We start from the raw sequence: 8,446 nt of genomic DNA on the forward strand, positions 1-8,446 counted from the left end.
CACGACGTCATTCCGGGGCGCGAGCGCAGCTCGCGAACCCGGAATCCAGAAGTTGTGGAAACGCTCCCGTCTCCCCATCGAGATTCCGGGTTCGTCGCTACGCGACGCCCCGGAATGACGCACGAGATCAATTGCCGGCACGCGCGAAAACACGCCGCTGGACTCGGATGAAACGATGAACTGGGTGCGGACGCATATCCGACTGGGAACGCGGCTGGCGCTGATCGCGCTGGCGCTGCACTTCGTCGTGGCGTTCGGTCACCTCCACCAGATCATCACTCAGTCGGTCGTGCTCGCACTCACGGCCGCCGATCCGGCTGCGCCCGACGGCGATCCTCAGTCCGACGACGACGCCGACAGTTGTACGGTCTGCGCCGTGATGGCGATGGCGGATGCGATGCTCGACGCATCGCCGCCCTCGTTGCCGCTGCGGCAGGCCACCACGCTCGTGCATCGCGTGCCGGATCTCGTCCTGATCCGGTCCGGCGGCATCCGCACCGCCTTCAATCCCCGCGCTCCTCCCGCCTGCTGACATCGATCCCTGTGAGCCAAGAGATCGCGCCATGCCGCGCGCTCTCGATGTCAGCCAAGCCCGTCGGCCATCGACGGCAAGCCATCGCCCGCACCAGCGGCGACGATCAGCATCGCCCGCGCACGCACGCATGGCTTCGAGGAGACCCACATGCTTTGTCACATCAAACGCGGCCTTGCGGCGTCGAGCTCAGCCACGCTGCTGTTAGCCGCTCTGAGTTCACACGGTCTGGCGCAGAGCGCGGCGCCGACCAGCCGCGGCGCGACACCGCTTCCGGAAATCGACGTGATCCAGCCGCAGCGTGCGCCCCAGCCGGCTCGGCGTCCGAAGACTCAAACCGCAGCCCGGGCGCGCCGCGGCGCGGCGACCACTTCCCCGCAGCACGATGCCCAAACGCCGCCGCAAACCGCGGCACAAGCCGTCGCGGCCAAACATGCGGGCTTCGATGCGGCGCGGCAGGCGATCTTCGCGCCGAATGGCGCCAGCGCCTTCGACGTCAATCACGAGGCAATCCTGGCGCTGCCGCAGGGCGCCAATGCGACGCTCGACAAGGTGCTGCTGCAGGCGCCGGGCGTATCGCAGGACTCCGCCGCGAGCGGCGATCTGCACGTCCGCAACGAGCACGCCAATGTGCAGTACCGCATCAACGGCATCGCGTTGCCCGACGGTGTCAGCGGCTTCGGCCAGATGCTCGACACCTCGCTGGTCGGGCGACTGACGCTGCTCACCGGCGCGTTGCCGGCGCAATACGGTCTGCGCACAGCCGGGGTCGTCGACATCACCACGCGCACCGACGCCTTCAACAACAGCGGCACCGTCAGCGTCTATGGCGGCAGCCGCCAGACCATCACGCCGAGCGTCGAATATGGCGGCACGGCCGGCAACACCCAGTACTTCGTCTCCGGCCGTTACTTCGGAACAGGCCTTGGGCTGGAGAACCCGACCTCGTCGCCGAACGCGATCCACGACGATTCCCAGCAAGGCAGAGGCTTCGCCTATCTGTCGACCGTGATCGACGACTCGACGCGACTGACCTTCATCGGCGGCGGCTCGGCAAACAACTACCAGATCCCCAACAACCCGGGCCAGACGCCGGGCTTCACCGCGTTCGGCGTATCGAACTTCGACTCGGCGCTGCTCACCGAGACCCAGCGCGAGCGCAACGGCTTCGGCGTGCTGGCACTGCAGAAGTCGATCAACGGCTTCGACCTGCAGCTGTCGGCGTTCTCGCGCTATAGCACGCTGCACTTCACGCCCGACACGATCGGCGATCTGGTGTTCAACGGCGTCGCCTCGGACGTCTATCGCAAGAGCGTCGCCAGCGGCATTCAGGCCGACGGCTCGTACCGGCTCAGCGATGCGCACACGCTGCGCGGCGGCTTCCAGGTCACCGCCGAGCAAAGCCGGGTGACCAACTCCTCGGTGGTTCTGCCGCTCGACGACAGCGGCAATCCGCTGGACGCGCCGTTCGGCGTCGTCGACTCCAGCAGCAAGCTCGGCTGGCTGTTCAGCACCTATCTGCAGGACGAATGGCGGGTCACCAACACGGTGACGCTGAACTCCGGCCTGCGGTTCGACCAGATGAACGAATACACGAGCGCCAACCAGCTCAGCCCGCGCATCAGCCTGACCTGGAAGCCGTTCGAGGACACCACGTTCCACGCCGGTTATTCACGCAACTTCACGCCGCCCGCGCAGGTGCTGGCGGCGCCGACCAATCTGGCGCTGGTGCAGAACACCACGCAGCAGCCCGCCGTCAACGCGAGCAGCCCGGTGCTGCCTGAGCGCTCGAACGTGTTCGATGTCGGCGTCACGCAGAAGCTGCTGCCCGGCCTCGAAGTCGGTATCGACACCTACTACAAGACCGCGCGCGATCTGCTCGACGATGGCCAGTTCGGCGCCGCCTATGTTCTGTCGGCGTTCAACTACGACCGCGCCGAGAATGTCGGCATCGAGTTCAAGGGCGCGTACACCAGCGGCAACTTCCGGATCTACGGCAACCTGGCGCTGGCACGGCAGATCGCCACCAAGGTCGTCTCCAACCAGTATCTGTTCGATCCGGACGAGCTCGCCTACATCGCCAGCAACTACATCTACACCGACCACGCGCAGTTGGTGACGGCGTCGGCCGGCGCGTCCTATCGCTGGCACGACACCAATTTCAGCGCGTCGATGATCTATGGCAGCGGGCTGCGCTCGGGCTTTGCCAATATCGGATCGCTGCCGTCCTACACCCAGGTCAATCTCGGCGTGTCGCACGACTTCTATCTGGTGAGTGCGACCAAGCCGACCACGGTGCGGTTCGACGTCGTCAACCTGTTCGACAGCGTGTACGAAATCCGCGACGGCTCGGGGATCGGCGTGTTCGCGCCGCAATACGGTCCGCGGCGCGGCTTCTATGTCGGCCTGGCGCAGAAGTTCTGAAGCCGTCCCACAGCAAGGCGCGTCAGCGCGCCTTGCTCCAATCCGGGCGGATCGCACCGCCGACGCCTTCGAATGCACCCTCGGCGAGTTCAAGCACCAGCAGGCGGGCCGCATCGACGGGGCCGGGCATGGTGACGCGGCCTTTCGGAATCCGCTTGAAGCCGACCCGGCTGTAATACGGCTCGTCGCCGACCAGCACGATCAGCTTGTGGCCCTGCGCGCGCGCATCGGAGATCGCGCGGTCGAGCAGCAGCCGGCCGACGCCGCGCGACCGGAACGGCGGCTCCACCGTTAGCGGGCCGAGCAGCAGCGCCGGCGTGTCGCCGACCAGGATCGGCAACTGCCGCACCGAGCCGACCAGCAGCGTGCCGATCCAGGCGGTGAACGACAGCTCCGGGAGATGATCGACATGCTCGCGCAACCGATAGGCGCTGAGCACGAAGCGGCCGGGCCCGAAGGTGCGCTCGTGCAGCCGCTCGATGGCCTGCGCGTCGTTCGGGGATTCGGGCAGAATGGTGAGTTTCAGATCGGACATGGCGGAGGCGAGATAGCACCGCCTCCGCATCAGGTCCATTGCCAGGCTAGACCCGCTCGGGGATGCCGCCCCTCACCTTGGCACCGTCCGAGCCACCGGCGGGCGCATCTTCATCTCCGGCCGAGCGTTGGGCGGCGCCCTTGGCGCGCGCCACATAGACGGTCTGCGAGCCGGCGGCAAAGCCCGTCCCGGCCGCCTCGACCAGCTCCAGGATTTTCAGCATCAGATCTTCCTGCACTTCCAGGAAGGTGTCGCCATCCACCGCATGCACATAGGCGAAGATCTCGACCTTGAGGGCGGCCGGCGCCAGCCCGATCAGCCGCACCCGGGCCGGGTCGTTGTCGACGTCCGGATGGTCGAGCAGCATCTCCCGCAGCGAAGCCAGCAGCGTCCGGATCTGATCGGAGGAGGTCTCGTAACGAAGCTCCAGAATCGGGTGGAACCAAAACTTGTCGCGGCGGCTGAAATTCTCGATCTGCAGCGCCGCAAGCGCGCCGTTCGGCACCGTCACCACGGTGCGATCGAGGGTGCGGATGCGGGTCGAGCGCATCCCGATGTCCTCGATGGTGCCGGAGGTGTCGCCGAACTTGCAGAAATCGCCGACCCGCATCGGCTGGTCGGTGACCAGCGTCAGGCTGCCGACCAGATGCTCGATGGTCTTCTGCGCGCCGAGAGCGATCGCGATACCGCCGATACCGAGGGCGGCGAGGCCGGCGGTGACGTTGTAGCCGAGGGCGTTGAAGCCGACGATGATCGCAAACGCGATGATGACGAACTTGACGCTGCGGCGGATGAAAGTGACCGCCGACAGCATCGACAGTCGGCCCCGCAACGTCATGCGATCGATCGCGAACGCCGCCAGCGAATCCACGACACGCCAAATGATCCAGGACAGCGCGACCCAGCCGAGCAGTTCGATGGCGCCGGACAAATGCTGGCGCGCCACGATGGCGACGCCGGCGAGTGACATTGCGATCCGCAGCGCCCAGGCGGTCAGCAACAGCCGCACCGGCAGCGCTGAGGCTTCCAGCACACGCCTGATCCGCGAGTCGCCGGTCGAACGACGCAACTTGAGGATGATGAATCCGATTGCGCCGGTGATCAACCAGACCGCGCCGAAGCACACGAACGCCAGCACGACCACCGCGATCCAGTGGCCGATCGGCACACCGGCGAAGCGGTATTCGTCGCGCAGCGCATAGGGCAGCAGCTTGTCGACCGAGCTCGACACCACCGTGCGCGACAGCTCGGGCAGTTCGGCCACCGTGCGGGCGGAGACCAGCCAGATCTTGACGCCGTCCTTGCCCTCGACGCGCTGCGCGATCAGGTCGACCGTGCCGTGGTCGGTGCGCACCATGCCGAACTTCTCTTGCTCGGGCGGCAGGCTGTCGTCCTGGTCGCCCTGCGGTTCGGTGCTCAGCCGCAGCCGCGAATACACCACGCCGCCGCGGTCGAGGATGCGCTGAAGCTGCTGCGCGACGCTCGGGCCCCAGGCGTCTTTCTCCTGGCTGAGGTCGAGATACATCGCGGCGCGTTCGTAGTTCTGCTCGGCGGCGGCGGCGATGAAGCCTGCCACCATGCCGGCCGGCGTCTCGCGGCCAAGCGGGTCGGTCGGCGCCGCGGGTTGCGTGGGCGCCGCACCATTGCCGTTGGTGCCGGGGATCTGGGCGAAGGCAGAACTCGCGACCACAAGAGTCATGGTCGCGACGAGGATCAGGGCTCGAAACAACGCGCGTGCAGATGACGTCAAAATCGCTCCTCTTGAACGGACAGGCGCAGAATCGGGACGAATCGTCCACTTGGGCTCCACCGTCTCCGGCGCCCTGCGATCCCAGCGCAAAATGCTTCAGCCGCACCGATAGTCAGGAAATGGGCCATCTCTGTGGTCGCGCGTGACCAGCAACACGAGGGAACCCGGATGGTCAAGTTCGGGCCGACGCCCAGCGCTTTGGCGATTTTACCGCCAAGTCGCGATCGGCGGCCGGCCCTCGAGCACTTCGGCGATCCGCAGCCGGGTCCCCGGCGTCGTTTCGGCGGGCAGCGCGTCGGCGGCGAAGAAGCCGCAGGCAATGATCTCGTGGTTCGGCTCCGGCGGCCGATCCTGTTGGTATTGACGCACCACATAGACCGCAACATGGTCGCGCGGCGACACGTGGCTGTTGAAGAAGATGCCGTGCAGCGCCGGCGCCCCGGTCAACGCGATGCGGCCCTCCTCCATCAGCTCGCGGGTGAGCGCATCGACGAAGCTCTCGCCGACCTCGACCCCGCCGCCCGGCAGATGCCAGCCGCCGACATAAGAGTGCTGGATCAGGAACACCCGGTCCTGCGGGTCGAGCACCACGCCGCGCGCACCCAGCGTCATGCCGCGGGCGAACCGCCAGTACAGATGAAACATCCGGGTCAGGACCGGCTCGAATTTCAAACGCAGATTCTGAACAGCGGTCACCGCCGGTGGCCCTCGCGCCAAGGCGCAGCGGAGGCTTGCGCCGGTCCGGCCAACTTGCCAAAACCGCACAGGTTTTCACAGGCGGCAGTTCGCGACCGGCTCGCAAGCACGCGGCGTCGCGACAGGATCGGGCGATGACCGTATTCACTCTGGCGCATCTGTCCGACCCTCATCTGCCGCTGCCGCCGAAGACCAGCCTGCGCCACCTCGCCTCCAAGCGTGCGCTCGGCTACCTGAACTGGCGGCGCAACCGCCATCTGATCCACCGCCGCGACATCCTCGATACGCTGGTCGCCGACCTACAGGCGCAGCAGCCGGACCACATCGCGGTCACCGGCGACCTCGTCAATATCGCGCTGGTCAACGAATTCGCCCCGGCGCGGCAATGGCTGGAGAGCGTCGGCCCGGCCGACCGGGTCAGCCTGGTGCCGGGGAATCACGACGCCTACGTCCGCTCCACCGCGCACCGCTTCGCCGAAACCTTTCCCGACTACATCAGCGGCGACGGCGCTAGCCCAGGCTTTCCGTATCTGCGCCGGCGCGAGGCCATCGCGATCATCGGGGTGTCGAGCGCGGTGCCGACCGCGCCGCTGCGCGCCACCGGCTGGCTCGGTGCGCCACAGCGTGCGGCGCTGGAAGCGCTGCTGCAGGGTCTCGCCGGCGAGCGGGTGTTCAAGGTGCTGCTGATCCATCATCCGCTGCAGTCGCGGTCGCGGCACAAGCGGCTGACCGACGCCGCCGAGCTGATCGCGCTGCTGCAGCGGCATCCGGTCGATCTGGTGCTGCATGGGCATGACCATGTCCACGCCACGGTCCGGATCGACACGCCGTTCGGCTCGATTCCGGTGGTCGGCGTGCCGTCGGCCTCGGCGATGAACGATCACCACCGCCCATCAGCGGCCTACAACCTGTTCAAGATCAGCGAAGGCAATGACGTCTGGCGCTGCGAGCACCGCATCCGCGGCTTTCAGGCCAGCGAGCTGATCGAGGATTTGCGGCCACCGGAGTGGCTGTAGCCAGGTCACTCCTGCTCTCCCCGTCATTGCGAGCGAAGCGAAGCAATCCAGCCCCGTGCACGAGGCTGGATTGCTTCGTCGCTTCGCTCCTCGCAATGACGGAGGGAGGTGGGAGTTGGTATTGACCGGGGGATGCGGTGCCAATGACGCCGCGCGGCGTCAGGAAATCCGCAGCGCCGCGAACAGTGCGAGCGCGAACAGCGCAAGCGCGCCGGCGATGAAGCCGAGCACGAAGGTCCATAGACCATTGCGACGCGGCGGTGCCGGGAGCGGCGGAGCAGCTTGGACCGGCGGCAACGACAGCGCCCGCTCGCGCTCGACCAACCGGCGGGCCACGTAGCTCGTCACCGCGTCGGCGATCTTGGCCGCCTCGTGGGATTCGGCCAGCACAATCCGGCCATAGGCGGTGTCCTGGACGAAGCGGTACATCCGCTTGTCCCGCCCCATCACCACATGGGCGACGACGTCGATCCACAGCCGCGGGGTGTCGCCCTGGCTGATGCCGCGATCGAACAGCTCAACCCCGCCAGGGATCTCGGCGAACAGCGGGTCGAGCGAGTCGTTGAGGATTTCGAGGCGGGCGATTTCGGCATCGCGCAGGTCGACGACCACGCCGGTGCGGTCAGCGGCCTCGATCCGAGCCTGCCGCAACGCATCCTTCAGCCGCATCGGCCTCGCCGCCGTGCCTACGGAGTTCTGAGCGTCCGCCATTCTCGACTTCAGCCTCGTGCCTGCCTGAGCCCGCCGCCGATTAACCTATCAGTAACCCTCCGGCCGCGAAAGCCGTTTACCGATCAACCAGTTGGCTCATCCACGGCAGTCTGAGGAGCGTTCCCGCATCCGGTTTGCGGGCCCCCGAAACGACGATGGCGGCCCTGCCGGGTTGCCCCGACAGGACCGCCAAAGTCCTTGGACGTCTTCTATCTCGTCAGCTCGCCGAGCGGCGCGTGCGCCGCCGCGGCTCAGGAGCACATCAGGCCGGGGTGACGGCCCGGTTCGGCTCTTCCACGATCGAGAACCGAACGCCTGCGCGATGGCGGTTCTCTTCGGAAAGGACCTTCCAGGCCTCTTCGGCCTCCTTGCGCGTCTTGAAGGGACCCTTCACCTGGGCCGACCCTTCGACGAGCTTGTGGAAGTTCATCGAACCGAACTCGCCACCGATCACCCAGAAGTTGCTGCCCGCTGTCATGGTCCTTCTCCTGCTTCTTTCCGTTTAGCTGAACTGGTTCATCGTGTTGTGTTCGCCGCCGGCCTTCAGAGCCGCGTCGCCGGCGAAGTATTCCTTGTGATCATCGCCGATGTCCGAGCCGGCCATGTTCTGGTGCTTCACACAGGCGATGCCCTGACGGATTTCCTGGCGCTGAACATTCTTAACATAACCCAGCATGCCCTGGTCGCCGAAATATTCGCGAGCCAGATTGTCGGTCGACAGCGCAGCCGTGTGGTAGGTCGGCAGCGTGATCAGGTGGTGGAAGATGCCGGCCCGCCTGGCC

General features: G+C 66.5%; 8 protein-coding genes and 1 pseudogene. 3 read left to right on the plus strand and 6 right to left on the minus strand.

Features of this window, described 5'->3' with window-relative positions; all coding sequences use genetic code 11:
* Positions 1-175: 175 nt before the first annotated feature.
* Together DY467_RS20865 and DY467_RS20870 are read left to right on the plus strand one after the other, a co-directional pair.
* Positions 176-532 (plus strand): DUF2946 family protein, encoded by a 357-nt coding sequence (locus DY467_RS20865; RefSeq protein ID WP_164638693.1) that lies wholly within the window; start codon positions 176-178, stop codon positions 530-532.
* Positions 533-682: 150 nt separating this feature from the next.
* Complete coding sequence (locus DY467_RS20870) at positions 683-2,956, plus strand: TonB-dependent receptor (protein ID WP_164638695.1); 2,274 nt, start codon at positions 683-685, stop codon at positions 2,954-2,956.
* A 22-nt stretch (positions 2,957-2,978) separates the two neighbouring features.
* On the opposite strand, the gene DY467_RS20875 is transcribed toward DY467_RS20870, so the two are convergent.
* From DY467_RS20875 to DY467_RS20885, 3 genes are all read right to left on the minus strand, one after another.
* Complete coding sequence (locus DY467_RS20875) at positions 2,979-3,491, minus strand: GNAT family N-acetyltransferase (RefSeq protein ID WP_104512931.1); 513 nt, start codon at positions 3,489-3,491, stop codon at positions 2,979-2,981.
* 46 nt (positions 3,492-3,537) lie between these two features.
* Positions 3,538-5,241 (minus strand): mechanosensitive ion channel family protein, encoded by a 1,704-nt coding sequence (locus DY467_RS20880; protein ID WP_164638697.1) that lies wholly within the window; start codon positions 5,239-5,241, stop codon positions 3,538-3,540.
* Positions 5,242-5,448: 207 nt separating this feature from the next.
* The gene (locus DY467_RS20885; RefSeq protein ID WP_164638699.1) at positions 5,449-5,937 is read right to left on the minus strand and encodes an NUDIX domain-containing protein; all 489 of its coding nucleotides are present in this window, start codon (positions 5,935-5,937) and stop codon (positions 5,449-5,451) included.
* Positions 5,938-6,071: 134 nt separating this feature from the next.
* On the opposite strand from DY467_RS20885, the gene DY467_RS20890 reads away from it, so the two are divergent.
* A complete protein-coding gene (locus tag DY467_RS20890; RefSeq protein ID WP_164638701.1) occupies positions 6,072-6,953 on the plus strand; it encodes a metallophosphoesterase family protein in 882 nt (293 codons plus the stop codon).
* Positions 6,954-7,112: 159 nt separating this feature from the next.
* Here the strand turns inward: DY467_RS20890 and DY467_RS20895 are convergent, their stop codons facing one another.
* The 3 genes and pseudogenes from DY467_RS20895 to DY467_RS20905 form a co-directional block, all read right to left on the minus strand.
* The gene (locus DY467_RS20895; protein WP_164638703.1) at positions 7,113-7,664 is read right to left on the minus strand and encodes a hypothetical protein; all 552 of its coding nucleotides are present in this window, start codon (positions 7,662-7,664) and stop codon (positions 7,113-7,115) included.
* 262 nt (positions 7,665-7,926) lie between these two features.
* Positions 7,927-8,142, minus strand: a complete 216-nt coding sequence (locus DY467_RS20900) for a DUF4170 domain-containing protein (protein WP_013504258.1) — start codon at positions 8,140-8,142, stop codon at positions 7,927-7,929.
* Between the two features lie 24 nt (positions 8,143-8,166).
* Positions 8,167-8,446: pseudogene (locus tag DY467_RS20905) on the minus strand (isocitrate lyase); the annotation flags it as partial.

It is taken from the genome of Rhodopseudomonas sp. BR0G17 (assembly GCF_010907025.1).
GTDB lineage: Bacteria > Pseudomonadota > Alphaproteobacteria > Rhizobiales > Xanthobacteraceae > Rhodopseudomonas > Rhodopseudomonas palustris_H.

Excerpts from the sequence above, each read along its gene's own strand:
- DY467_RS20900 (WP_013504258.1), bottom strand. The coding sequence starts at position 8,142 with ATGACAGCGGGCAGCAACTTCTGGGTGATCGGTGGCGAGTTCGGTTCG.
- DY467_RS20865 (WP_164638693.1), top strand. The coding sequence starts at position 176 with ATGAACTGGGTGCGGACGCATATCCGACTGGGAACGCGGCTGGCGCTG.
- DY467_RS20890 (WP_164638701.1), top strand. The coding sequence starts at position 6,072 with ATGACCGTATTCACTCTGGCGCATCTGTCCGACCCTCATCTGCCGCTG.
- DY467_RS20875 (WP_104512931.1), bottom strand. The coding sequence starts at position 3,491 with ATGTCCGATCTGAAACTCACCATTCTGCCCGAATCCCCGAACGACGCG.
- DY467_RS20895 (WP_164638703.1), bottom strand. The coding sequence starts at position 7,664 with ATGGCGGACGCTCAGAACTCCGTAGGCACGGCGGCGAGGCCGATGCGG.
- DY467_RS20870 (WP_164638695.1), top strand. The coding sequence starts at position 683 with ATGCTTTGTCACATCAAACGCGGCCTTGCGGCGTCGAGCTCAGCCACG.